Origin of the sequence: Demequina lutea (assembly GCF_013409005.1) — a bacterium.
GTDB lineage: Bacteria > Actinomycetota > Actinomycetes > Actinomycetales > Demequinaceae > Demequina > Demequina lutea.
In genome coordinates this window covers 1,662,199-1,687,585 of record NZ_JACBZO010000001.1, presented here as the reverse complement: position 1 = coordinate 1,687,585, position 25,387 = coordinate 1,662,199, and the positions used below count along the sequence as shown (strand labels likewise).

Here is a 25,387-nt window from a genome sequence, read left to right as displayed (position 1 = left end):
TGTGCTATGTGTTCCTGATGTAGCAAGTGAGTCGCGCCGTGGCGATCCGCTTTTCGTCCCCGGAAAGTATCGCGATGTCATAGGTTGCGACCGTCCGCCCGAGGTGCGCTGCGGTGGCAACGGCCGTGATCGTTCCTGAAGTCAACGCGCGGTGGTGGGTGATGTTGAGGTCGACGCCGACGGCCATCTGTCCGGAACCCGCATGGGCCATGGCCGCCAGGGACCCCACCGTTTCAGCGAGCGCGGCCGATGCGCCGCCGTGCAGAAAGCCATAGGGCTGGGTGTTTCCCTCGACCTCCATCGATGCCACGGCGCGGTCCGGTGCGACGGACTCCACGGTGATGCCAAGTCTGGCGATGAGGCCTTCGTATGGGTAGTCCATACCCGCTTCGGTGTCGGTCATAAGAGATAGGTTGGCACCTGTGAGCCAATCAGCCAAGGAAACGTTGCTACTAGTTGACGGATTGTCGATGGCGTTTCGCGCTTTCTTTGCCCTACCCGTCGAGAATTTCGCCACGTCGGACGGTGCGCCCACCAATGGCGTCTACGGCTTTACGGCGATGCTCGCGACGCTCCTCGGGGACCGCAAGCCGACGCACGCGGCCGTCGCATTCGACTTGCCGGGTGGCACGTTCCGGACGGAACGATTGCCCAGTTACAAGGGAACTCGCGACGCGACGCCCCCGGAGTTCGAGCCGCAAGTGCCGCTCATGCGCGAGGTGCTGAAGGCGTTGGGAGTGGCCGCAGTCGACAAGCCCCGCTTCGAGGCCGACGATCTGTTGGCCACGTATGCGCGCCTCGGGCGCGAAGCAGGCATGAGGGTGCTCGTCGTTTCGGGGGATCGGGACACGATTCAACTCGTCACGGAAGATGTGACGTTGCTGTATCCGCGAAAGGGCGTCAGCGATCTCATCGAATACACGCCCGAGACGGTGTTTGAGCGGTATGCGGTCGCCCCGCACGAATATCCCGATCTGGCTGCCTTGGTAGGCGAGACTTCGGACAACCTCCCGGGGGTGCCAGGGGTGGGGCCAAAGACCGCGGCCAAGTGGATCGCGACGTACGGCGGCCTCGACGGGATCCTGGCCTCGGCGAATGACATTCCTGGCAAGGTGGGGGAGAGCCTGCGCGCGAATCTCGACACGGTGAGACTCAATAGGGAGCTCAACCATCTGCTGACAGACCTCGAGGTAGACGTCACTCTCGACCAGATGCGCCTGCACGGTGCGGATGCCGCAGCCGTTCACGCGGTGTGCGATGCGCTTCAATTCAGGGGCCTGCGGTCGCGCCTTCTCGCCTTCGTCACCGACCCAAGCACGGGAGTGGACGATGAGGAGGTCACCTCTGCCGTCGACGTCACGGTGTCCGCTCCTGCAGCGGTAGCGGAGGTGGTGGCGCTCACCGGGTCAGTCGCCCTGCACGTCCGGTCGGACGCGGGGGACGCGTGGGCGCTCGGGATCGCACAAGGTGAGCACGCGTGGGGCCTCGACCTCGGCGCGATCGCTCAAGACGAGGACAAGGCGCTAGCGGCTTGGCTCGCGGATGCGGCGGTCGCGAAGGTATTCCATGGAGCCAAGGACGCGATGCACGCTCTCGCGACACGGGGTTATCGCTTGGGGGGGGTGGCAGACGACACGCAGATCGCCACATATCTCGCCGTGCCAGCCCAGGGCCGACTCGACCTCGATGATGTCGCCGAGCGGTTGCTGGGTGAACGGAGCACCGCGGCCGCTGGAGGGCAACTCGATCTTGGGATGGGTGGGTCGGCGCTTGAGGAGGCGGCGAAGAACGCGCATCGAGTGCAGCGTCTCGCGGCGATTCTCGCTGAGGACCTGACGAAGAGTTCGATGACTTCGCTGTATCGCGAGATGGAGATCCCGCTCGTCGAGGCCCTGTTCCGCATGGAAGAGTCGGGGGTCGCGGTCGATGACGGCGAGCTCGAGTCGCTGTCTTCACAGGCGCTGAGCCGTGTGGAGAAGGCCGCCGAAGAGGCGTTTGCCTCGATCGGCACTCGTGTGAATCTTGGGTCGCCTCGTCAGCTCCAGGAGGTGCTCTTTGAGCAACTTCGCATGCCCAAGACCAAGAAGATCAAGACCGGCTACACGACGGACGCCGCCTCGCTCGCCGATCTCTACGAGCGCCAACCGCACCCGTTCCTTGAGGCGCTGCTTGCCCATCGGGACGCCACAAAGCTCGCCCAAATCATTCAGACGCTGCGCGACGCCATCGGCACCGACGGGCGAATCCACACGACGTTTTCTCAGACGGTTGCGTCGACCGGCAGGCTGTCGTCCAAGGATCCGAACCTGCAGAACATTCCTATTCGGACCGAGGAGGGACACCGCATCCGCGAGGCATTCGTGGTCGGCGAAGGGTACGAGACTCTCGTGACGGCCGATTACAGCCAGATCGAGATGCGGATCATGGCTCACCTCAGTGGGGACGAGGCCCTCATCAACGCGTTCAAGGAAGGCGAGGACCTGCACCGATTCGTCGGCTCGAGGGTGTTTGGTGTGCCCCCTGAAGGCGTGACTCCTCAGATGCGTTCTCACGTGAAGGCGATGTCCTATGGGCTCGCTTACGGCTTGTCATCCTTTGGTCTTGCCCGCCAGTTGAGCGTGTCCGTGGGCGAGGCGCAGGCCCTCATGGACGACTACTTCTCGCGTTTTGGCGCGGTCCGCGAATATCTCAGCGGCGTCGTGAAGCAAGCGACGATCGACGGTTATACCGAGACCCTGTTCGGGCGAAAGCGGTTCTTGCCAGACCTCGAGTCATCGAACAGACAGCGGCGCGACATGGCCGAACGCATGGCGCTTAACGCACCGATTCAGGGCAGTGCAGCGGATCTCATTAAGCGCGCGATGCTAGCCGTCGACGGCCGTCTTGCCTCCGAGGGGCTGTCCTCGCGGCAGATTTTGCAGGTGCACGATGAACTGGTGGTGGAGGCGGCGCCCGGCGAGGCGGACGCAGTGGAGACCATCCTCCGCGAGGAGATGGCCCGCGCCGGAGAACTGTCGGTTCCTTTGGACGTGAACGTCGGACGTGGGACCAATTGGCGGATTGCGGGCCACTGATACCGGTTAAAGTGTGGCCATGCGCATCGGAATTTTGACTGGCGGCGGCGACTGTCCTGGACTCAACGCGGCGATTCGAGCCGTGGTCAAGCGGGGCACGTCAGAGCACGGCTGCTCAATCGTGGGCTTTCGCAACGGCTGGCAGGGCGTCATTGATGGCGACGCGCGGCCCCTAACCCGCGATGACGTTTCCGGAATCCTCGTTGTTGGTGGAACGATGCTTGGCACAGCTCGCTGCCACCCCCACAAGGTCGAGGGTGGGATGGAGGCCGTTCAAGAGACGGTCGTCAACGAGAAGCTCGATGGGCTCATCTGTATCGGCGGCGATGGCACCCTCAAGGCTGCTGGCAAGGTGTCGGAGGCCACGGGCATTCCTGTGATTGGGATTCCGAAGACGATCGACAACGACGTCGTGGGCACCGACGCGGCGATCGGCTTCGACACCGCAGTCTCCATTGCGACCGAGGCAATCGACCGTCTACATTCCACCGCCGAGTCCCACAACCGTGTCATGGTCGTCGAGCTCATGGGGCGCCACTCGGGATGGATCGCGGTGACTGCGGGTATGGCAGGCGGCGCGGACATCATCCTGGCACCCGAAGAGCCCTTCGATATCGAGGTGATTGTCAAGAAGATCAAGCATCGGCACAGGTACAAGAACTTCTCAATCGTCGCTGTTGCCGAAGGTGCGGTGCCTGCCGAGGGTTCCAACTGGACGGGGAGCCCGACAATCGACGAGAGGGGCAACCCCATCGCGGGTTCGATTGGCCACGAAGTGACCAAGGCCATCGAACTGATGACGGGATTCCCCACTCGGCTCACGGTGCTCGGTTACGTTCAGCGTGGAGGCATTCCCACCGCATCCGACAGGCTGCTCGGAACCCGTTTCGGCATTGCCGCGATCGACGCAATCGTGGCAGGGGAGTCTGGGAAGTACACAGCGCTCCAAGGCGAAGATATCGTCCTCAAGGACTTCTCGGTAATGATGGGCAAGACCAAGTGGGTCCCCAAGGAGCTGCTCGAGGCTGCGTGGGGTCTGTAACAGTCCGCTAACGACTGCACAATTCGTTTGTGCGCCCGCTACACGCCGGGGTAGGATTTCCGTTGGCCTGTAGCGTCATGCGTTGCTGCCCGCGTACCTTCCATTTTCCATCAAACTCCGGAGTCACTCCCTCTATGTCCGTATCCACCCCCGAGACCACCGCCATCGCGTTCAACGACATCGGCTCGAGCGAAGATTTCCTCGCCGCCGTCGACGCGACAATCAAGAACTTCGACGACGGAGACCTTGTCTCCGGCATCATCGTCAAGGTCGACCGTGACGAGGTTCTGCTCGACATCGGTTACAAGACCGAGGGCGTCATTCCTGCCCGCGAGCTCTCCATCCGTCACGACGCCGATCCCGACGACGTGGTGAACGTCGGTGACACCGTCGAGGCCCTCGTCCTCACCAAGGAGGACAAGGAAGGTCGCCTCATCCTGTCCAAGAAGCGCGCTCAGTACGAGCGTGCCTGGGGCTCGATCGAGAAGATCAAGGAAGAAGACGGCGTCGTCTCCGGAACGGTCATCGAGGTCGTCAAGGGTGGACTCATCGTCGACATCGGCCTGCGCGGCTTCCTGCCCGCCTCGCTCGTGGAGATGCGTCGCGTCCGCGACCTGGGCCCCTACATCGGCCAGCTCATCGAGGCCAAGATCATCGAGCTCGACAAGAACCGCAACAACGTGGTCCTGTCGCGCCGTGCCTTCCTTGAGCAGACGCAGTCTGAGGTGCGCTCGTCGTTCCTGACTGCGCTGGCCCCCGGTCAGGTGCGCAAGGGCGTCGTGTCGTCGATCGTCAACTTCGGCGCGTTCGTTGACCTCGGTGGCGTTGACGGCCTTGTGCACGTCTCTGAACTGTCGTGGAAGCACATCGACCACCCCAACGAGGTCGTCCAGGTGGGCCAGGAGGTCGAGGTCGAGGTTCTCGACATCGACATGGATCGCGAGCGCGTCTCGCTGTCGCTTAAGGCCACGCAGGAAGACCCGTGGGCCGTGTACGCACGCACCCACGCGATCGGTCAGATCGTGCCAGGTAAGGTCACCAAGCTCGTTCCGTTCGGCGCGTTCGTTCGTGTCTACGACGGCATCGAGGGCCTCGTGCACATCTCCGAGCTGGCCGTGCGCCACGTGGAGTTGCCCGAGCAGGTCGTCGCCGCCGACGAAGAGGTCTTCGTCAAGATCATCGACATCGACCTCGAGCGTCGCCGCATTTCGCTGTCCATTAAGCAGGCAAACGAAGGCGTCGACCCCGCAGGCGAGGACTTCGACCCCGCGCTGTACGGCATGACGGCCGAGTACGACGAGGCCGGCAACTACAAGTACCCCGAGGGCTTCGACTCCGAGACTCAGGAATGGCGCGAGGGCTTCGATGTCCAGCGCGAGGCCTGGGAGGCCGACTACGCCAAGGCGCACGAGCGCTGGGAGGCACACAAGGCATTTGTGGCCAAGCAGGACGCTCAGGCGATCGAGGCCGAGTCCGAGGCTCCCGTACAGCGCAAGCGCGCGCGTGCAGAAGACTCGGGTACCACCTCCTACTCGTCTCACGAAGAGTCCGAGGCAGAGGGCGGCACGTTGGCCTCCGACGAGCGGCTTGCCGCTCTGCGCGAGAAGCTCACGGGCAACTAGAACACACTTCACGAGGAGGGGCCCCCGACCTGTTGGTCGGGGGCCCCTCCTCGTTCGGGGACGACAGCGGCGGATCGTGTTGCGTGACGGGTGTTTCCGTGACAGCCTGTCCGCGTGCTACGGATCGGGCTCACGGGCGGCATCGGTGCTGGAAAATCGACTGCAGCGACCCGTTTTGGCGAGTTGGGCGCCCGCGTGATTGACCACGACGTGCTGGCCAGGCGTGTTGTTGAGCCGGGCTCCGGCGCTTTGGCCGACATCGTCGGTGAGTTTGGCGACAGGATTGTCACCGCGGGTCAACTCGATCGAGCGGCCCTCGCGGCGATCGTCTTCACGGACGACCACGCCAGGGACAAGCTCAACGAGATCATTCACCCCTACGTCTTTGCAGCGGCCGATGCCGCCGATCGCCAAGCGCGAAATGACGGCGTTGGGGTCGTGGTGCACGACATTCCGTTGCTTGTCGAGACCGGCCGGGGCGGTCACTTTGACATGGTGGTGTGCGTTGAGGCGCCGGTCGGGGTGCGGTTGGCCAGGCTCAAATCAACCAGGGGCATGACGAGGGAACAGGCCCTGCAACGGATCGGGGCGCAGGCAACGGACGTGGACCGTGCCTTGGTGTGCGACGTCCATCTCGATGGCGCAGGAACCACAGACGCCCTGCGAGCCCAGGTCGACTGGTTCTGGAAGGAGCACTTCCCCTCCTGACCGCCGTGTCGGTGACGCGAGATATCGTGGTGCTATGACTTCAGACCTCAGGCGGGCGGACAATCGTTTCGAGGTCATCTCGCCGTACATCCCCTCGGGTGACCAGCCCAGCGCGATCGAGGACCTCGCCGCACGGATTTTGGCCGGCGAACGGGACGTCGTCCTGTTGGGCGCGACCGGAACCGGCAAGTCGGCGACCACCGCGTGGCTCATCGAGCGACTCCAGCGGCCCACGCTCGTGATGGTTCACAACAAGACCCTCGCCGCGCAATTGGCAAACGAGTTCAGGGACCTCATGCCAAACAACGCGGTCGAGTATTTTGTCAGCTATTACGACTACTACCAGCCCGAGGCGTACGTCCCCCAGACCGACACGTTCATCGAGAAGGACTCTTCGATCAACGAGGAGGTCGAGCGGCTCCGTTACTCGGCCACGAACTCGCTCCTGACCCGCAGGGACGTGATCGTCGTGTCCTCGGTGTCGTGCATCTACGGGCTCGGCACGCCGGAGGAATACATCCAGGGCATGGTGTCGCTCCAGGTGGGCGACGTGGTGTCCCGGCAGTCGCTGCTCAAGGAATTCGTGCAGATTCAGTACGCGCGAAATGATCTCGCGTTCACTCGCGGTACGTTCCGCGTGAGGGGAGACACCATCGAGATCATTCCCGTATATGAGGAGCTCGCGCTACGCATCGAGATGTTCGGGGATGAGATCGAAGCGCTCTATGCGCTACACCCTTTGACGGGCGAAATTGTCGAGCGCAGGGAGATGATCCACATCTTCCCCGCTTCGCACTATGTGGCAAGCCAGGAGCGGATGAGCAAGGCCATCTCGACCATTGAGATCGAACTCGGCGAGCGTCTCGAGGAGCTTGAGAAGCAGAACAAACTCCTCGAGGCTCAACGCCTCAAGATGAGAACCACGTTTGATCTCGAGATGATGCGCTCGGTCGGCACGTGTTCGGGAATCGAAAACTACTCGCGGCACATCGAGCAACGCAAACAGGGCACGCCGCCGCATACCCTCATCGACTACTTCCCCGAGGACTTTCTCACCGTCATCGACGAGTCCCACGTGACTGTGCCCCAAATCGGCGCGATGCATGAGGGCGATGCCGCGCGCAAGCGCACGCTTGTCGATCACGGCTTTCGTCTGCCGTCCGCCATGGACAATAGGCCACTGCGTTTTGACGAGTTCAAGGAACGGGTCGGTCAGACCGTGTACCTCTCGGCGACGCCGGGAAAGTATGAGCTTGCGCGCGGAAACGGCGTTGTCGAGCAGATCATTCGACCGACCGGACTTGTCGATCCGCAGATCGTGGTGAAGCCAACCGAAGGCCAGATTGACGACCTTCTCCACGAAATCAGGCTGCGTGTCGAGCGAAATGAGCGCGTGCTGGTCACGACGCTCACCAAGAAGATGGCGGAGGACCTTACGGAGTACCTCTCCGAGCGGGACGTGCGGGTCGAATACCTGCATTCGGATGTGGACACGCTCCGCAGGGTCGAACTCCTGCGCGAACTGCGCATGGGGCGCTTCGACGTGCTCGTGGGCATCAACCTTCTGAGAGAGGGCCTCGACCTGCCGGAGGTGTCGCTCGTCAGCATTCTCGATGCCGACAAGGAGGGGTTCCTGCGCTCCGGAACGTCGCTCATTCAAACAATTGGGCGGGCCGCGAGAAATGTCTCGGGCGAGGTTCACATGTATGCCGACAGGGTCACCGACTCGATGGCGTTGGCCATCGACGAGACTAATCGCAGGCGGCAGAAGCAGGTCGACTACAACACCGAGCACGGAATCGATCCGACGCCGTTGCGCAAACGCATCGGTGACATTACCGAGATGCTCGCCCGGGAGGAGGCCGACACCGTGGAGACGCTGCGTGAGGTGCGCAAAGGTCAGAGGTCATCGTCTCCGTCCGCGGGCAATTCATCGAAAATGCAGCGCCCCTCCCAGGACCTCGCGACCCTCATCGAGAGTCTGACCGCACAAATGCGCGGGGCGGCGGGCGAGCTTCAGTTCGAGCTTGCCGCCAGGCTCCGCGATGAGATAGGCGAGCTCAAGAAGGAACTACGGCAGATGATGGAGGCGGGCTAACCCCGCCGGTGCCTAGGATGTGCGGGTGACCTCAGCGACCGTATGGGCAATCACCCTGGTTGGGGTGCTGGTTGTCGTGGCGTTCGACTTTGTGGTGGTCGTTCGCCGTCCGCATGAGCCCACCTTCAACGAATCGGTCCGGTGGACCCTGTTCTACGTGGGCCTCGCTTGCCTCTTTGGCATCTCGATGCTCTGGTGGCGGTCGCCCAACCTCGATGGGCCCGATGCCTTCTTCGCCGGTTACCTCACCGAGTGGTCTCTCTCCGTCGACAACCTCTTCGTCTTTCTGGTCATCCTTGGCCGCTTCGCGGTCCCGGCTGTGTATCGGCAGCGCGTCCTGCTCGTCGGGGTCGTCCTTGCCTTGGTATTGAGGGGAATATTCATCGCCGTGGGTGCGGTGGCGCTCTCCGCATTCTCCGCGGTGTTCTACCTCTTTGGCGCTTTCTTGCTGTGGACCGCGTTCTCCGTGGCTCGCGAAGGAGGGGCTGAGGAGGGAGATGTGGAGTATCGAGAGAACCGGCTCATGAGAGTCGTGAAGCGACTTGTTCCCGCGACGGAGAACTATCGGGATGGGGCCGTGACCGTGCGAGAGGGTGGCCGTCGGTTGGTCACGCCGATGCTGCTCGTCATGATCGCCATCGGTTCCACAGACGTGCTGTTCGCGCTCGATTCGATCCCCGCGATCTTCGGCCTCACCAAAGACCCCTACCTTGTCTTCGCGACGAATGCCTTCGCGCTCATGGGTCTGCGCCAACTCTTCTTTGTGGTCGAGGGGTTGCTCAGGCGCCTCAGGTACCTGTCGTATGGGCTTTCGATCGTTCTCGCGTTCATCGCCGTGAAACTCATTTTCGAGGCACTCCACGCGAACTCGTTGCCATTCATCAATGGAGGACAAGGCGTGGAGTGGGCCCCCGAGATCCCCACCTGGCTTTCCTTGGTGGTCATTGTGTTCGCCATCGGTGGTGCCGGAGCGGCGAGTGTCATTGCTACCCGAGGATCGGAGGCCGCCATGCCGGCCGCGGAAGAATGTGACTAGGACGGCCCGTCTTGAGGCTCCTCGGAGAGGATCCTGCTCGCCTGCCACGAGGGGAAGAGGCGGCCCTCCCAGCGTCGAATACGCATTTCCTTGACCGCTCCGACGCAGACATACGGGTCGCCGGAGACCAAATCCTCGACGTGTGCTCTGCTTGAACCCGATGCGATCAGTAGTTCGCCGTTGCCGTCCTCGCAAGGACCGAAGGCGATCATCGCCCCCGCATCGGCGAGTCCAGCCAGATACCAAGAGTGGTCGTCGAGCAGCGAGGCGCGCAGTGCCTCCCGCTTGTCATACGTGTACTCGATAATCCATAGAGACATGAGACCATTCTGCGCGGTAGGAACAGCCTTGGGCTCGTGACTGTTGTCCCGTATTGTAAAGACATGGTGATTCGAACACACGTTCGACTTGCATCACGTAGGGTGGTTGTGTGAACGACAAGTTGGTGGTGAGGGGTGCGCGCGAGCATAACCTCAAGGGCATTGATCTCGAGCTCCCTCGTGACGCGCTCATCGTGTTTTCCGGTCTGTCAGGCTCCGGCAAGTCTTCGCTTGCATTCGACACGATCTTCGCGGAGGGTCAACGGCGGTATGTCGAGTCGCTGAGCGCCTATGCGCGCCAATTTCTTGGACAGATGGACAAGCCAGACGTCGACTTCATTGAGGGCCTTTCTCCCGCCGTGTCGATCGATCAGAAGTCGACCAACCGCAACCCGCGGTCGACGGTGGGGACCATCACCGAGGTATACGACTACCTCCGCCTCTTGTACGCGCGTGTGGGTGTGCAGCATTGCCCCGTATGTGGCGAGATCATCACATCCCAGACCGCGCAGCAGATTGTTGACTCCGTGCTGGAATTGCCAGAGGGCACGCGCTACCAGGTGCTGGCGCCCATGGTGAGGGGAAGAAAGGGCGAATACGCCGATCTCTTTGCCGATCTGCAGCAACAGGGCTTTGCCCGCGCCCGTGTGGACGGCGAGACGATTCAGCTGGCCGAGCCACCGCTGCTGGAGAAGAAGCTCAAGCACGACGTGGAGGTGGTGGTCGACAGGTTGGTAGCGAGAGACGGCATTCGTCAACGCCTTGCGGATTCGGTAGAGACTGCTTTGCGTCTCGCGGAGGGGCTCGTGATCATCGATCCCGTGGAAGGCGAGATCCCTTCGCGGCGATACTCCGAGAAGAGGGCGTGCCCGAACGACCACGTCCTCAGCCTCGAAGAGATGGAACCAAGGACGTTCTCGTTCAACGCCCCGTATGGCGCGTGTGCCGAGTGCACAGGCATCGGCATGCAGCTCGAGGTGGATCCCGAGCTTGTGGTGCCGGATCCGGCTCGTTCGCTTGCTGAGGGTGCGATCGCGCCGTGGGAGGCGATGGCGTCCGACTATTTCGGCCGCATGGTGAAGGCGCTCGCCGAAGACATGGGTTTCTCGATGACGACGCCTTTCAAGGACTTGAGTCAAGAGGTCAAGGACTCGCTGCTGACGGGCAAGGACTACGAGGTTCATGTCCGGTTCAAGAACCGGTATGGCCGCGAAAGGCAATACACGACCGGCTTCGAAGGCGCCATCACCTGGCTGGAGAGGCTTCACAGCCAGACCGAATCGGACTACTCGCGAGACAAGTACGAGCAGTACATGCGCGAGATCCCGTGCCCGGTGTGCAAGGGCGCGCGCCTCAAGCCCGAGGTTCTTGCCGTCACCGTGGGCGGTTCATCGATCGCCGAGCTCTGCGAGATGTCCATCCGCGAGGCACGCTCGTTCCTGGGAGGCGTCGAGTGGGACGAGCGCTCCCGCCACATCTCTGTGCAGGTCCTCAAGGAGATCGACGCGCGCCTCGGGTTCCTTCTGGACGTTGGCCTCGACTATCTCAGCTTGTCCCGGGCAGCCGGAACCCTCTCGGGTGGCGAAGCGCAGCGCATTCGACTCGCCACACAGATTGGTTCGGGCCTCGTCGGCGTCCTGTATGTGCTTGATGAGCCGAGCATCGGGCTCCATCAGCGAGACAACAGGCGCCTGATCGAAACCCTGACGCGACTGCGCGACTTGGGAAATACGCTGATCGTCGTCGAGCACGACGAGGACACGATTCGCACGGCAGACTGGGTCGTTGACATCGGGCCAGGCGCAGGCGAGCACGGGGGAGAGGTGGTCCACTCGGGTACGTATGCCGATCTGCTCCTCAACGAGCGCTCCCTGACCGGGGCGTACGTTTCCGGACGCAAGCGGATCCCGGTACCCGCGACTCGGCGAGCGATCGACGCTTCCAGGCAAATCACGGTTGTCGGTGCGCGCGAGCACAACCTCAGGGACATCGACGTGACCTTCCCGCTGGGCGTGTTCACCGCAGTGACGGGGGTGTCTGGTTCGGGCAAGTCGACCCTGGTCAACACGATCCTGTACACGGCTCTCGCAAACGAACTCAACCGCGCGCGTCAAGTTCCGGGTCGCCATACCCGCATCGACGGCACGGCTCAGCTCGACAAGATCGTCCACGTTGACCAAGGGCCCATTGGGCGCACACCGCGATCGAACCCCGCGACCTACACGGGCGTGTGGGACAAGGTGCGGAAACTGTTTTCGGAGACCCAGGAGGCGAAGATGCGTGGGTACGGCCCCGGCCGGTTCTCGTTCAACGTCAAGGGCGGTCGCTGCGAGTCATGTCACGGCGACGGCACGCTCAAGATCGAAATGAACTTCCTTCCCGATGTTTATGTCCCTTGCGAGGTATGCAAGGGAGACCGATACAACCGGGAAACCCTCGAGGTCCACTTCAAGGGCAAGAGCGTCGCGGACGTACTCAACATGCCGATCGAGGAGGCGTCCGAGTTCTTCGAGGCCATCCCAGCGATATCCAGACACCTCACGACGCTCGTCGAGGTGGGTTTGGGTTACGTCAGGCTCGGCCAACCGGCGCCGACCCTGTCGGGCGGCGAGGCGCAGCGCGTCAAACTCTCGTCCGAGCTGCAACGCCGATCGACGGGCCGCACCATTTATGTTCTCGATGAGCCGACTACGGGCTTGCACTTTGAGGACGTGAGGAAGCTTCTTGGCGTTCTCGAGGGACTGGTCGACAAGGGCAACACGGTGATTGTGATCGAGCACAATCTCGACGTCATCAAGTCGGCAGACTGGGTGATCGATATGGGGCCTGAAGGGGGATCCGGCGGCGGACTTGTGGTCGCCGAAGGCACGCCAGAAGACATCGCGGAGCACCCCGATAGTTTCACCGGCGTGTTCCTCGCTGATCTCCTCCGGGCGCAACTGGCCGCGGCGGCCCCGGCCTAGGCTGACGTCGTGGCCAATCCCGCCGACTATCGCCCCGCGCAGGGGACGATCCCCACTCAACCGGGCGTCTATCGCTTCCGCGATGCACACGGCCGGGTCGTGTACGTCGGAAAGGCCAAGAACCTCCGGCAGCGACTGCAGAACTACTTTCAACCGCTGAGCGCGCTTCATCCACGCACGCGAACGATGGTGACGACGGCCGCGTCGGTCGAATGGACAGTGGTGCGCAACGAGGTCGAGGCGCTCGTCCTTGAGCACACGTGGATCAAGGAGTACGACCCCCGCTTCAATGTGGTCTTCAAGGACGACAAGTCCTACCCGTTCCTCGCGGTCACCATGAACGAGGCCGTTCCTCGCATGCAGGTCATGCGTGGAGCGCGCAAGAAGGGCGTGCGCTATTTCGGGCCGTACGCCAAGGCGTGGGCGATTCGCGAGTCCGTGGATGCTCTCCTGACCGTCCTGCCGATGCGCACGTGTGCGCCAGCCGTGTTTCACAAGGCCGAGCGCCAGGGGCGACCGTGCCTCCTGGGGTATATCGACAAGTGTGCGGCCCCTTGTGTTGGCAAGATCGGGGAAGCCGAGCACCGGTTGCTTGCGGAACGGGTGTGCCAGGTGCTTGCGGGCGATGCGAAGCCGCTGATCCGCGACCTGACGGACACCATGGTCGCGGCGTCCGAGCGCGAAGACTTCGAGGTGGCCGCGCGGGCGAGGGACAGGCTCCGTGCGCTCACGAGTGTCCTCGAGCGAAACGCGGTCGTCCTTGCCCAGGGCACGGATGCGGACGTCTTCAGCCTGGTGGACGACGAATTTGAGGCCGCGGCGCACGTGTTTTACGTCCGCGACGGTCGCATCGTCGGAGAGCGCGGTTGGGTGGTCGACAAGCCCGAACCGTTGACCCCGGCCGAAATGGTGAACGCCTTGCTCCAAGAGGCGTACGACACCGCAGAATCCATCCCTGCCGAGGTTCTCGTTCCGTGTGAACCCACCGACGGCGAGGTGATTGGCGCCTATCTTCGCGGCTTGAGGGGCGCGTCGGTGTCCATCAGGGTGCCTACCCGCGGCAAGAAGGCCGAACTTGCTCAGTCCGGTGCGAAGAACGCGCAGCAGGTGTTTGACCAGCATCGGCTCAAACGTGCGTCAGATCTCACGACGCGCTCGGCGGCCCTTCGGGATCTTCAGGATCACCTCGGCTTGGTGGAGGCGCCATTGCGGATCGAGTGCTACGACATCTCGCACACTCAGGGCACCCATCAGGTGGGGTCGATGGTCGTGTTCGAAGACGCATTGGCCAAGAAGAAGGAGTATCGGCAGTTTTCGGTGGCTGACGCTGTCGACGACACGGCGGCCATGACCGAGGTGCTGACCAGGCGGTTTGCGCGCTACATCGAGGAGGCGCGACTCTCCCCGGAGGAGCGGGAGACGGCACGGTTCGCCTATCCGCCGCAACTCGTTGTCGTCGACGGAGGCCCTCCTCAGGTCGCGGCGGCGCGCAGGGCGATGGACGCCGTGGGTGTCCCTGACATTCCCGTCGTCGGCCTCGCGAAGAGGCTGGAAGAGGTCTGGCTACCTGGAGAGGAGTATCCAGCGATCCTGCCCCGTGGATCGGAGTCGCTCTATCTGCTCCAACGGGTCCGTGACGAGGCTCACCGCTTCGCCATCAAGAACCACAGAGCCAAGCGAGGAAAGGCCATGACTGCCTCGACGCTCGATGAGATTCCAGGCGTGGGCCCCACGCGGTCGATCGCATTGATGCGACACTTCGGTTCGCTGGCGGGCCTCAAGGAGGCCTCGGCGGAGCAAATTGCGAGGGTGCCAGGAGTCGGAGAGGCCACGGCGCGGGCGATTCACGCGAGTCTTCACGGCCGGGATGGCATCCTGGAGACATGACGGACGAGCCGAACCCGGTCACGTATCCCTCGGGCTTCCCCAAGCCCAGTTTCGACGCGCCCACCATTCCGCCCGAGGTGATGATTCTCACCGGCATGTCGGGTGCGGGACGAACCCACGCAGCAGGAGTGTTGGGCGATCTGGGTTGGTATGTGGTGGACAACCTGCCTCCACAGCTTCTCGGTGGCCTCGTGGCAATGGTGGGGAGAGAGCCACATGACCGGGTCGCCGCCGTCGTGGATGTGAGGGGAGGGGAGTTCTTCCAAGACCTCGACGCCGTCGTGGACGACCTCTCAGAACGAGGCATCCCCGTTCGATTGGTATTCCTCGACGCGTCTGACGAGGTGTTGGTGCGGCGCTTCGAGGAGGCAAGACGTCCCCACCCTCTGCAACGTGACGGAACGCTGCTCGAAGGCATCGCGAGGGAACGTGCGTTGCTTGGAACGCTGCGCGACCGAGCCGATCTGACCATTGACACGAGCAAACTCAACGTCCATGAGCTTCGCGAGACCATCACCTCGGAGGTGGGCCTGCACGATATTCCGCTGACGGTCAACGTCGTCTCCTTCGGGTACCGCAACGGTCTTCCGTCCGATGCCGATTTCGTCGCTGACGCCAGATTTCTCCACAATCCGCACTGGGTTCCGGCCTTGCGGCCGCTGACCGGCCTCGATCCCGCCGTGAGGGATTTCGTGCTCGGCTCTGAGGGTGCGCAGGAGTTTGTGACGCAATATGCGTCCCTCTTGGGCGAGGTGTTGGCCTTGTATCGCTCGTACGACAAGCACTCGGTGACCATAGGGATCGGTTGCACCGGCGGCAAGCATCGTTCGGTCGCCATCGCCGAGGCATTGGGTGAGGCCCTTCGGTCACAGGGACTCCACGTCCGGGTGACTCACAGGGACAGGCCGATGTCGTGACTGGGCCGCGCGTCGTGGCCCTGGGCGGCGGTCACGGCCTCTTTGCGAGTCTCAGCGCTCTTAGGCCACTCACCGAGCGGCTCACCGCGATTGTGACGGTTGCCGACGACGGGGGCTCGTCTGGGCGACTTCGAGAGGAAATGGGCATCGTGCCCCCCGGCGATCTTCGGATGGCGCTCAGCGCATTGTGCGATGACGGCGAGTGGGGTCGTACGTGGCGGGATGTTCTGCAAACACGCTTCTCCACGCCCGGGCCCCTCAACGGACATTCGCTGGGAAATTTACTGATAGCTGGCCTTTGGGAACGCACTGGGGACGTGGTTGACGGCCTTGACTGGGTGGCAAAGCTCCTCCGCGCTCAGGGCAGGGTTCTTCCCCTCGCGATTGAGCCCCTGGAAATCTCCGCCACGGTCGAGGGCGTTGACGGTCCCCGTCTCGTCAGGGGTCAAGTGGCGGTCGCGACGGCGAATGGCATCGTGTCGGGGCTAGGCATCCACCCTTCATCGCCGCACGTTCCGGCCGCGACACTTGAGTCGATTCGAAACGCGGACCTGGTAGTGCTCGGCCCCGGCTCTTGGTACACATCGGTCCTGGTGCATTTCTTAGTGAAGCCGGTCGCAGACGAATTGGTGGCGGCGTCGGATCGCACGATCCTTGTTCTGAATATTGCATACGACGATGTCGAGACCTCGGGCGCGGATCGCGCCGACGACGTGCGCGCCTTGCGGAGGATCGAGCCTAGATTCCGGCCCGCAGTCGTCCTCGCGGATGTCTCGCACGGAGCCGATCCGTTGCTCAAGGTCGAAGTTGAGGCGTGGGGTTCGAGGCTCGTGTTCGCCAACATGAAGCGGGCCGATGCCACCGATCGGCATGACGTGGATCGCCTCGCGAGGGAGTTCTCTCACCTCATCGAGGAGCTTGGGGCGGCGGGTGCACCCCAGGGGATGAGAGGATAGTCCCCATGGCGCTCACGGCACAGGTGAAGGACGAGCTCGCGCGCGTCACGGTAGAGAAGGTTTCCGCACGCAAGGCGGAAATCGCCACCACGCTGAGATTCGCTGGTGGTCTCCACATCGTGTCCGGACGCATCGTCATTGAGGCCGAGCTCGACACGGCAGCTTCTGCGCGTCGGCTGCGCACCTTCATCCACGAGGTGTACAACCTCGGGTCCGAAATCATCGTCGTGTCCGGTGGTGCGCTCAAGCGTGGAAACCGTTACGTGGTTCGCGTCGTGAAGGAGGGCGAGTCGCTCGCGAGGCAGACCGGACTGCTCGATCACCGAGGCCGTCCGGTCAGGGGACTGCCTCCTCAAGTGGTGAGCGGCTCAATCGAGGACACTGTGGCCGCGTGGCGTGGGGCTTTTCTCGCCCACGGCTCGCTCACGGAGCCCGGTCGTTCTGCGAGCCTCGAGGTCACGTCGCCCGGCCCGGAGGCCGCGCTGGCGCTGGTCGGCGCTGCACGCAGGCTCAGTATCACCGCGAAGTCCCGCGAGGTCAGGGGAGTGGATCGGGTTGTGATTCGTGACGGCGACGCGATCTCGGCGCTGCTCGCACGTCTCGGGGCGCACGACTCGGTGCTCGAGTGGGAGGAGAAGCGCACACGGCGTGAGGTGCGTGGTACCGCCAACAGGCTCGCGAACTTCGACGATGCAAACCTGCGCCGCTCGGCTCAAGCCGCGGTCGCCGCGAGCGCACGGGTCGAAAGGGCGTTTGCGATTCTCGGCGACGAGGTGCCGGAGCACCTTCGCGAGGCTGGAACCTTGCGGATCGCGCATCGCGATGCGTCTCTTGAAGAACTCGGAAGGCTCGCGACGCCGCCACTGACAAAGGACGCGGTGGCGGGGCGAATTCGCAGGCTGCTCGCGACGGCAGACAAGATGGCCAAGGACCTCGGAATTCCCGACACCGAGGCCGGGATCAGCCCGGAGTTTCTCCGCTAGCGCGAGGCTGTTGCGAGTGCGTTTGAGTGCTCGCATTTTGGGGACTTACGTCGCACCGGCCGTGGACGCTCCGTAGTAAGGTTGCAGCAGTGGCACCGCTTCGGTGGCGCCCCGCGCACAGAAGCGCTGCCCCCACATCCCCAACGCGCCATGTCGCGCGAACCGAGGAGAAAAAGTGACCATCAAGGTCGGAATTAACGGCTTCGGCCGTATTGGACGAAACTTCTACCGCGCGATCGTCGCGTCGGGCGCAGACATCGAGATCGTCGGTGTGAATGACCTGACCGACAACAAGACTCTCGCGCACCTGCTCAAGTACGACACCGTTCTTGGCATCTTCCCGGGCACCGTCACGTTCGACGACAACAACATCATCGTCGACGGCAAGGCGATCCGCGCCCTCGAAGAGCGCGACCCGAGCAACCTTCCGTGGGCCGAGCTCGGCGCGGACATCGTGATCGAGTCCACTGGCTTCTTCACCGACGCGACCAAGGCCGCCGCCCACATCGCTGCAGGCGCCAAGAAGGTCATCATCTCGGCCCCCGCGTCGAACGAGGACGGCACGTTCGTCGTCGGCGTGAACCACACCGACTACGACCCCGCCACGCAGCACGTCATCTCGAACGCCTCGTGCACGACGAACTGCCTCGCGCCCGTCGCGAAGGCCCTCAACGACGCCATCGGCATCGAAAAGGGTCTCATGACTACAATCCACGCCTACACGGGTGACCAGAACCTGCAGGATGGCCCCCACAAGGACCTCCGTCGTGCACGTGCGGCCGCGCAGAACATCGTCCCCACCTCGACCGGTGCCGCCAAGGCTGTTGCGCTGGTGCTCCCCGAGCTCAAGGGCAAGCTTGACGGCTTCGCGATGCGGGTTCCCGTCATCACGGGTTCCGCCACCGACCTGACCTTCACGGCTTCGCGTGAGGTCACCGTCGCCGAGGTCAACGCGGCCGTCAAGGCTGCGGCGGATGGCGCCATGCTCGGCACGCTCGAGTACACGGAAGACGACATCGTGTCCTCGGACATCGTCGGTAACCCGCACCAGAGCATCTTCGACGCCAAGCTGACCAAGGTCTCCGGCGACATGGTGAAGATCGTTGCTTGGTACGACAACGAGTGGGGCTACTCGACCAGCCTCGTGAAGCTGACGTCTTACGTCGGCGAGCGCCTCTAACATTCCAGTGAAAAACGTCCGTACACGCACCATGCGTGTGCGGACGTTTTTCTGTCACGACGAAGGAAGATTCACATGCTGAAGACAATTGACAGCTTGGGTGACCTGACCGGCAAGAAGGTCCTGGTTCGCTCCGACCTGAACGTGCCGCTCGACGGCACCACCATTACCGACGACGGCCGCGTGCGCGCCTCCGTCGCGACCATCGAGAAACTGCTCGCCGCGGGCGCCTCCGTCATCGTGACGGCGCACCTCGGTCGCCCCAAGGGCGAGCCCGAGGCCAAGTACTCGCTGGCCCCCGCCGCCGCTCGTCTTGCCGAACTCCTCGGCAAGCCCGTCACGCTCGCCGATGACCTGGTCGGCCCGTCCGCCAAGGCCACGGTCGCAGCGCTTCAGCCCGGCCAGGTGGCCATGCTCGAGAACGTGCGCTTCGATGCCCGCGAAACCTCCAAGGTTGACGAGGAGCGCGAAGCGCTCGCCGCCGAGCTCGCCGCGTTTGCCGACGTGTTCGTCTCGGACGGTTTCGGCGTTGTTCACCGTAAGCAGGCGTCTGTCTATGACATCGCGAAGGTTCTTCCCGCAGCCGCTGGACTGTTGGTCCAGAAGGAGGTCGAGTCGCTCAGCAAGGCAGTGACCGACCCCGCCCGTCCGTACGTCGTCGTTCTCGGCGGCTCGAAGGTCTCTGACAAGCTGGGCGTCATCGCCAACCTGCTGACCAAGGCGGACCGCATCCTCATCGGCGGCGGAATGGTCTTCACCTTCCTCAAGGCCAAGGGCTTCGAGGTGGGCAAGTCTCTGCTCGAAGAGGACCAGCTCGACACGGTCAGGGGCTACCTGGCCACGGCCGAGGAAAAGGGCGTGGAGATCGTTCTCCCGACCGACATCCTTGCCGCGACCGGCTTCGCCGCCGACGCCGAGTTTGACGTGGTGGCGGCCGACGCTATTCCAGCCGATCGCATCGGCCTGGACATCGGTCCTGACTCGGCGGCGCTCTTCGCCTCGAAGATCGTCGACGCGAAGACCATCGTGTGGAACGGCCCCATGGGCGTGTTCGAATTCCCCGCTTTCGCGGGAGGCACCAAGGCCGTCGCTCAAGCCATGATCGACTCCGACGGATTCTCCGTGGTTGGCGGCGGCGACTCTGCCGCAGCGGTCCGCATCCTCGGCTTCGACGAGGCCGGCTTCGGCCACATTTCCACGGGTGGCGGCGCGTCGCTCGAACTGCTCGAGGGCAAGGTCCTTCCCGGCCTCGCCGTTCTGGAGGGCTAGACCATGGCACGTACACCGCTCATTGCAGGCAACTGGAAGCTGAACCTCGACCACCTCGAGGCCACGCATACCGTGCAGAAGCTCGCTTGGCTTTTGCGTGACGCAAAGCATGACTTCACCAAGGTCGAGGCCGCCGTCATGGCCTCCTTCACCTCGCTGCGGTCGGTGCAGACACTGATCGACGCCGACAAGCTCGAGATCAAGTACGGCGCCCAGGACATTTCCGAGCACGCGTCCGGTGCGTACACCGGTGAGGTCTCCGGCTCGCAGCTGGCCAAGCTCGGCTGCGACTACGCCGTCGTCGGCCACTCCGAGCGTCGCGAATACCACGGCGAGTCGGATGCCACCGTTGCCGCCAAGGCCAAGGCCGCGTTCGACAATGGGATCGTCCCCATCGTGTGTGTGGGTGAGGGTCTCGACATCCGCAAGGCAGGCGACCAGGTGTCCTACACGCTCGCTCAGGTCGAGGGTTCGCTCGCGGGCATCCCGGCCGAGCAGGCCAAGGACGTCGTCATCGCTTATGAGCCCGTGTGGGCCATCGGAACTGGTGAGGTCGCGACCCCGGCAGACGCTCAGGAAGTGTGTGGAGCGATCCGCGGCAAGCTCGCGGAGCTCTACAGCCCCGAACTTGCTGCGGGCGTTCGCGTTCTCTATGGCGGCTCGGTGAAGTCGAGCTCGATCGCGCAGCTCATGGCGGAGCCCGATGTCGACGGCGGCCTCGTAGGTGGCGCAAGTCTCGACCCCGAGGAGTTCGCGAAGATCGTCCGTTTCTTGGAGCACGTCACGGCCTAGCGTTCGCACCCTGCCGCGTGCCAGGTTGGGCGCGGCAGGGTGCCGCTCGCGGCCCAGGCGTGAGCGCGGCGCTGTACGTCGCGTATCCTGTAGCCAATGTCTTGTGAACGAGGAGAATCGTGCATATTCTTTCCATCGTCTTGTGGGTGCTGTTGCTGCTGACGAGCGTGCTCATTGTCGCCCTAGTGCTGGTGCATCGCGGGGGCGGTGGAGGCATCACCGATGTGTTCGGTGGAGGCATTGCCTCGGGCATCCAGAGTTCGGCTGTCGGTGAGCGCAACCTCTCTCGCATTACGTGGGGGGTCGCGGTCGTATGGGGGATGTCGATCGTGCTGATCGGCCTCATTCAAAAATACGCGGGCTAACCAGCCCCAGACGCATCAAGGGAATACACCATGGCAGGTGGTAGTGCTATTCGTGGGTCGCGCGTCGGCGCCGGCCCTATGGGCGAGGCAGAGCGCGGCGAGTCCGCACCCCGCGAGGTCTTTTCGTATTACTGCGCGAAGGGCCACGTGACGAGACCCAGCTTCGCCGTGGGCGACGACCGGGAGATCCCTGCCGAGTGGGACTGCACCCGTTGTGGGCTCCCTGGTGGGCTGGATCCCAACAACCCGCCTGAGCCCCTGCGCAATGAGCCCTACAAGACCCACCTTGCATACGTGAAGGAGCGTCGTACCGAGGCGGAGGGGCAGGAGCTCCTCAACGAGGCGCTCGACGCACTGCGCGCGCGTCGCGGCTTCGTCGCCGCGGAGTAGCGCGCGCCAGTCGTCTGGCGTATATCGCGCGGCCGTGGGAATGCGATCTCGACTTTCGTTGCTGTCCCCTGTGGAGGTACGACATGAAGATTGAGATCGAATACTGCGTCCCGTGTGGATATCTGCCGCGAGCAACGGAGGCACAAACCCGGTTGCTTGAGGAGTTTGGTGGCCGCGTCGAGTCTGTGGCGCTGAAGACCGGCAGCAGGGGGGTCTTCACCTTCCGAGCCGACGGTGAGGAGATCTACTCCAAGCCGGATGAGTTCAACATCGATGCCATCGTCGCGACAGTGAACTCACTCATTCCTGCGGCGGACGGAGTGCAGGTCGACGGCCGTGAGCTGCTGATGGGCAAGAAGCACTAGTCCACGATTCGCAGGTGCGGCGTGCAACACGGCGGGCGCGAGCGCGAGTAGCCGCGAGCCTGGCCGGGACCTGCCAGCGCGCCTCAGGGGAGCCGCGCTAGATCTCGGTGGAGGCCGACGCGTCGATGAGCCAAAGAGTGCGCTCGGTTCCCGCGACCGCTGCCACGGGGAGGTTTTTGTCGCCCGCAAGTCCGCCGGACACGGCAGCGGCCTTGGCCTCGCCCGCAGCCACGACCCACACCTCTCGAGCGCGATTAATCGAAGCGAGACTCAGGCTGACACGGTTGGGCGGTGGCTTGGGGGAGTCGTGCACAGCGACCGCCTCGACCAGATCCGCGGCCGCATAGACGGGATGGCCCGGAAAGAGCGATGCCACGTGGCCATCGGGACCCACTCCCAACAACAGCACATCCCACGCGGGGGTGCCGTGGGCGGCGACCTCGGCCGCATAGGCGGCGGCGGCGCTTTCGGCGGTGGGGAATTCGTCGGCGGAACCCATCCGATGGATATTCTCCTCGGGAAGGGGCACGATGCCCAGGAGCACGCGTTGAGCCTGGCCCTCGTTGCGGTCTGCGTCACGAGCGCCGACGAAGCGCTCGTCGCCCCACCACACGTGCACGCTGGTCCAGTCGATGAGCCCCACGAGGGGTGAGGACGCAAGGGAGGCGAGGAGCCCGATGCCCACGGTTCCGCCGGTGAGCACGACGTGCGCGACGCCGCGTTGCGCGATCACGTCGGAGAGGGCGACGCCGAGGCGCGCACCCGTTGCGTCTGCAACGGCCTGCTGGTTGGCGTAGACCACGACGCTCCGCATCAGCAGTTCACAACCCGTCGCAATGCCTCGCCGTAGACGGGATCGTTGTCCATGCGGCGCAGTTCTTCGGCGAGGCACTCGCCTTGAGTGCGCGAGGGCAAGGTGATGATGTGCGGAGGTTGGCCCGGCTGGGTCAGGGTCGCGTTGTGCCCATCGGGGCGGTCGATCTTGATCGAGCCCGACGGGGTATCGAGACACACCGAGACGAGCCCCGTCGCCTCTGGATCGTAGATAGCCTCGAACTCACAGCCAAGAGCCCCCCGGAGCCACGCGCCCATCAGCAAGATTGACGGCGAGTTCACGTCTCCGTGCAAGCGCGCCTTTGTGACGCGCTGATCCGAGACCTGCTCGAGCGCCGAGGCGAGCAGAGCACGCCAACGCGTGATCCGGGTCCACGAGAGATCCGTGTCGCCGGGCGTGTATGCGTCCGCCAGGGCGCACAACACGGCCGGCGGGTTGAAAGCACCCTTGGCGTCGGTAATGCGCCGTTGCGCCATCCCACCGATGCCGGTCGCGGAGGGCACGAGGGGAACGACAGATGCCCACCACGCGACGATCGGCGCATCGGGAAGCAGTAGGGGAGTGATCAGGGCGTCCGCATGGTCCATCGCGCTGAGCGGAGGCTTCAACACGATGACCTCGGATGCGCCCGCGTCGCCGCCCACCCGAATCTGGCCGCCGAGATCCTCCGATTCCTCTTGCGGGGACAACACGATGATGCGGCAAGGGTGTTCTCGCGACGCGACGTTCGCGGTGCTGATGGCCTCTTCGGCATCGGCGTCCGTGGCGTCGATGACCAGCGTCATGACGCGGCCGATCGTGACGACGCCGCCCTCCTTTCGGAGTCTGAGAAGCTCGGCGTTGATGTCCACCGTGGTGGTGCGAGGAAGGTCAATGATCATGGTCGCCTCCATGTGCGTCCGTCGCGTGCCATCATGTCATCTGCACCCACCGGGCCCCACGTGCCCGAACGGTACTGCTCGGGCTGTCCCTGAGTGGCCCAGAAGGCGGTGATGGGATCCAGGATCTGCCATGACGACGCGACCTCTTGGTGCCTGGGGAACAGGGGCGGGTCTCCTAGCAAGACGTCGAGAATGAGCCGCTCGTACGCCTCGGGTGACTCGTCGGTGAAGGCATTGCCGTAGGCGAAGTCCATGGTGACGTCGCGCACCTCCATCGTGGTTCCAGGCACCTTCGAGCCAAACTTGAGCGTGACGCCCTCGTCGGGCTGGACGCGAATGACCAGCGCGTTCGTGCCCACGTCCGATCCCTCGATCTGCTGGAAGTATGGCGAGGGCGCCTTCTTGAATACGAGCGCGATCTCGGTCACCCTGCGACCCAGGCGCTTGCCTGCACGCAGATAGAACGGCGTGCCGTTCCAGCGGCGGTTGGGGATCTCGACCTTGATGGCTGCGTACGTCTCCGTGATGGAGTCAGGGGCGATGCCGTCCTCCTCGAGGAAGGCGCCCACTCGCTCGCCGCCCCGCCAGCCGTCCGTGTATTGGCCCCTGGCGGTCGACACGGAGAGGTCAGGAGGAAGGGTTACCGCGCGAAGGACCTTCTCCTTCTCCGCGCGAAGATCGGCGGCATCGAACGACGCTGGTTCTTCCATGGCGGTCAAGGCCAGTAGTTGCAAAAGGTGATTCTGGATCACGTCGCGCGCCGCACCGATGCCGTCGTAGTAACCCGCACGACCGTTGATGCCGATGTCCTCGGCCATGGTGATCTGCACGTGGTCGATGTACTGCGAGTTCCACATGGGCTCAAAGAGTTGGTTGGCGAATCGCAGGGCCAACAGGTTCTGCACCGTCTCCTTGCCCAGGTAGTGGTCGATGCGGAACACCGCGTCCGGGGGAAAGACCTCAGACACCACCTCATTGAGGGCGTTGGCCGTCTTGAGGTCGGAGCCAAAGGGCTTCTCGATGACTACACGGCGCCACGTCCCCTCTTGGGGGTCTGACAGGCCGGAGTCGCGCAATTGGCCGATCACTTGCGGGAACGCCGACGGCGGGATGGACAGGTAGAAGGCGTGGTTTCCGCCCGTTCCCCGGCGCTCATCGAGCCGCTCAACGGTCCGCTTCAGTTCGGCAAACGCCGCAGGGTCGTCGAAGGAACCCTGCACAAAGCGAATCCCCTCGGACAGTTGATCCCAGGTCTCTTGGCGCCATGGCGTGCGTGCGTACTTCTTCACCGAGTCGTGAACCACTTGCGCGAAGTCCTCGCGACCCCACTCACGCCTGGCGAAACCCGTGAGCGCGAACGCGGGCGGCAACAGGCCCCTGTTCGCCAGGTCATAGACGGCGGGCATCAGCTTCTTGCGGGCGAGATCGCCAGTGACCCCGAACATCACGAGTCCGCACGATCCTGCAATGCGGGGCAGTCTACGATCACGCGGATCGCGGAGGGGGTTGACCACTATCTAGCCTCCAAAGCTGAGGTGCCGCGCGCGCCTGAAATCGCACGCGGTGCAAGCGGTGCGGGGGACACCGCGGTGGTGGTGGGGGACAAACGTCGGAGGGTTCGATTCACATCCAATCGAACGTGGACCGTCGGCCATTATTCCGACTCTGCTGGGATTATCAGCCATCTGTAGTCGGATTCCGAGT

At 63.6% G+C, this 25,387-nt stretch carries 22 protein-coding genes; 17 read left to right on the top strand and 5 right to left on the bottom strand.

What is annotated here, in order from left to right:
• Positions 1–4 precede the first annotated feature (4 nt).
• Positions 5–403, bottom strand: coding sequence for a PaaI family thioesterase (locus BKA03_RS08215; protein WP_179397920.1), 399 nt, complete (start codon positions 401–403; stop codon positions 5–7).
• Between BKA03_RS08215 and polA the strand changes: the two genes are divergently transcribed.
• From polA to BKA03_RS08185, 6 genes are all read left to right on the top strand, one after another.
• The gene (gene polA, locus BKA03_RS08210) at positions 393–3,074 is read left to right on the top strand and encodes a DNA polymerase I (protein ID WP_308477965.1); all 2,682 of its coding nucleotides are present in this window, start codon (positions 393–395) and stop codon (positions 3,072–3,074) included. The two genes, BKA03_RS08215 and polA, sit on opposite strands and share 11 nt — an antisense overlap.
• 19 nt (positions 3,075–3,093) lie before the next feature.
• On the top strand, positions 3,094–4,116 hold the full coding sequence (locus tag BKA03_RS08205) for a 6-phosphofructokinase (protein ID WP_179397919.1): 1,023 nt from the start codon (positions 3,094–3,096) through the stop codon (positions 4,114–4,116).
• 134 nt (positions 4,117–4,250) lie between these two features.
• The gene (gene rpsA / locus BKA03_RS08200) at positions 4,251–5,738 is read left to right on the top strand and encodes a 30S ribosomal protein S1 (protein WP_179397918.1); all 1,488 of its coding nucleotides are present in this window, start codon (positions 4,251–4,253) and stop codon (positions 5,736–5,738) included.
• A gap of 114 nt (positions 5,739–5,852) precedes the next feature.
• Positions 5,853–6,446, top strand: a complete 594-nt coding sequence (gene coaE, locus BKA03_RS08195; RefSeq protein WP_179397917.1) for a dephospho-CoA kinase — start codon at positions 5,853–5,855, stop codon at positions 6,444–6,446.
• Positions 6,447–6,480: 34 nt separating this feature from the next.
• A complete protein-coding gene (uvrB, locus tag BKA03_RS08190) occupies positions 6,481–8,544 on the top strand; it encodes an excinuclease ABC subunit UvrB (RefSeq protein ID WP_179397916.1) in 2,064 nt (687 codons plus the stop codon).
• Positions 8,545–8,569: 25 nt separating this feature from the next.
• Positions 8,570–9,580, top strand: coding sequence for a TerC/Alx family metal homeostasis membrane protein (locus BKA03_RS08185; RefSeq protein ID WP_179397915.1), 1,011 nt, complete (start codon positions 8,570–8,572; stop codon positions 9,578–9,580).
• On the opposite strand, the gene BKA03_RS08180 is transcribed toward BKA03_RS08185, so the two are convergent.
• Positions 9,577–9,900, bottom strand: a complete 324-nt coding sequence (locus BKA03_RS08180) for a YciI family protein (protein WP_179397914.1) — start codon at positions 9,898–9,900, stop codon at positions 9,577–9,579. The genes BKA03_RS08185 and BKA03_RS08180 overlap by 4 nt on opposite strands.
• 110 nt (positions 9,901–10,010) lie before the next feature.
• Between BKA03_RS08180 and uvrA the strand changes: the two genes are divergently transcribed.
• The 11 genes from uvrA (at position 10,011) to BKA03_RS08125 (ending at position 21,967) form a co-directional block, all read left to right on the top strand.
• Complete coding sequence (gene uvrA, locus BKA03_RS08175; RefSeq protein WP_179397913.1) at positions 10,011–12,863, top strand: excinuclease ABC subunit UvrA; 2,853 nt, start codon at positions 10,011–10,013, stop codon at positions 12,861–12,863.
• A gap of 9 nt (positions 12,864–12,872) precedes the next feature.
• Positions 12,873–14,750 (top strand): excinuclease ABC subunit UvrC, encoded by a 1,878-nt coding sequence (uvrC, locus tag BKA03_RS08170; protein WP_179397912.1) that lies wholly within the window; start codon positions 12,873–12,875, stop codon positions 14,748–14,750.
• On the top strand, positions 14,747–15,667 hold the full coding sequence (gene rapZ, locus BKA03_RS08165; RefSeq protein WP_179397911.1) for an RNase adapter RapZ: 921 nt from the start codon (positions 14,747–14,749) through the stop codon (positions 15,665–15,667). The genes uvrC and rapZ overlap by 4 nt, the downstream gene beginning before the upstream one ends.
• Complete coding sequence (locus BKA03_RS08160; RefSeq protein WP_179397910.1) at positions 15,664–16,623, top strand: gluconeogenesis factor YvcK family protein; 960 nt, start codon at positions 15,664–15,666, stop codon at positions 16,621–16,623. Before rapZ ends, BKA03_RS08160 begins: the two co-directional genes overlap by 4 nt.
• A 5-nt stretch (positions 16,624–16,628) precedes the next feature.
• Entirely contained in the window at positions 16,629–17,606 is a 978-nt protein-coding gene (whiA, locus tag BKA03_RS08155) for a DNA-binding protein WhiA (protein WP_179397909.1), read from the top strand.
• A gap of 175 nt (positions 17,607–17,781) precedes the next feature.
• Positions 17,782–18,786 (top strand): type I glyceraldehyde-3-phosphate dehydrogenase, encoded by a 1,005-nt coding sequence (gap, locus tag BKA03_RS08150; RefSeq protein WP_179397908.1) that lies wholly within the window; start codon positions 17,782–17,784, stop codon positions 18,784–18,786.
• A 78-nt stretch (positions 18,787–18,864) separates the two neighbouring features.
• On the top strand, positions 18,865–20,055 hold the full coding sequence (locus BKA03_RS08145; protein ID WP_306457135.1) for a phosphoglycerate kinase: 1,191 nt from the start codon (positions 18,865–18,867) through the stop codon (positions 20,053–20,055).
• Positions 20,056–20,058: 3 nt separating this feature from the next.
• Entirely contained in the window at positions 20,059–20,847 is a 789-nt protein-coding gene (gene tpiA / locus BKA03_RS08140; RefSeq protein ID WP_179397906.1) for a triose-phosphate isomerase, read from the top strand.
• Between the two features lie 119 nt (positions 20,848–20,966).
• On the top strand, positions 20,967–21,212 hold the full coding sequence (gene secG / locus BKA03_RS08135; protein WP_179397905.1) for a preprotein translocase subunit SecG: 246 nt from the start codon (positions 20,967–20,969) through the stop codon (positions 21,210–21,212).
• 30 nt (positions 21,213–21,242) lie between these two features.
• A complete protein-coding gene (locus BKA03_RS08130; RefSeq protein ID WP_179397904.1) occupies positions 21,243–21,602 on the top strand; it encodes an RNA polymerase-binding protein RbpA in 360 nt (119 codons plus the stop codon).
• A gap of 83 nt (positions 21,603–21,685) precedes the next feature.
• Positions 21,686–21,967, top strand: a complete 282-nt coding sequence (locus BKA03_RS08125) for a SelT/SelW/SelH family protein (protein WP_179397903.1) — start codon at positions 21,686–21,688, stop codon at positions 21,965–21,967.
• A 97-nt stretch (positions 21,968–22,064) separates the two neighbouring features.
• Here the strand turns inward: BKA03_RS08125 and pgl are convergent, their stop codons facing one another.
• The 3 genes from pgl to zwf are packed head-to-tail and all read right to left on the bottom strand — an operon-like array spanning position 22,065 to position 25,128.
• Positions 22,065–22,781, bottom strand: a complete 717-nt coding sequence (gene pgl / locus BKA03_RS08120; protein ID WP_179397902.1) for a 6-phosphogluconolactonase — start codon at positions 22,779–22,781, stop codon at positions 22,065–22,067.
• Positions 22,781–23,683 (bottom strand): glucose-6-phosphate dehydrogenase assembly protein OpcA, encoded by a 903-nt coding sequence (locus tag BKA03_RS08115; protein WP_179397901.1) that lies wholly within the window; start codon positions 23,681–23,683, stop codon positions 22,781–22,783. Before BKA03_RS08115 ends, pgl begins: the two co-directional genes overlap by 1 nt.
• A complete protein-coding gene (zwf, locus tag BKA03_RS08110) occupies positions 23,680–25,128 on the bottom strand; it encodes a glucose-6-phosphate dehydrogenase (RefSeq protein ID WP_218856005.1) in 1,449 nt (482 codons plus the stop codon). The genes BKA03_RS08115 and zwf overlap by 4 nt, the downstream gene beginning before the upstream one ends.
• Between the last annotated feature and the right edge of the window lie 259 nt (positions 25,129–25,387).